General features: G+C 44.6%; 1 protein-coding gene. It reads right to left on the bottom strand.

Annotation, left to right across the window (positions count from 1 at the left end; genetic code table 11):
- The coding region (locus ACFINS_RS10650) for an FAD-dependent oxidoreductase (RefSeq protein ID WP_375706258.1) at positions 1–312 on the bottom strand (312 nt) is incomplete at both ends.

Raw genomic sequence — 312 nt, 5'->3', positions numbered from 1 at the left:
ATGACATCAAAATTAACATGTCCCTTTTGACCCGCTAAAATTTCTGCCACAGCAACGCCTTCTTCCTCTGCCTTATGTGCCAACATTGGTCCTTTAACGACATCACCAATCGCATAAACTCCTGGAATATTCGTTTGCCAATGCGCATCAATTGTAATAAACCCCCGTTCATCCAACTGAACACCAGCCTCTTCCAAGCCAAGTCCTTCTGTATATGGAAAACGTCCAGTAGCAATAAGCACGACATCAGCTTCTAGAGTTTCAGAAGGACCACCCTTAACAGCCTCAAAAGTCACCTGAGCAACTGAACCA

This window comes from Bartonella sp. AA2SXKL (genome assembly GCF_042197205.1).
Lineage (GTDB): Bacteria > Pseudomonadota > Alphaproteobacteria > Rhizobiales > Rhizobiaceae > Bartonella.
The sequence above is the reverse complement of the archived record's forward strand: the minus strand, read 5'-3'. Positions and strand labels throughout refer to the sequence as shown.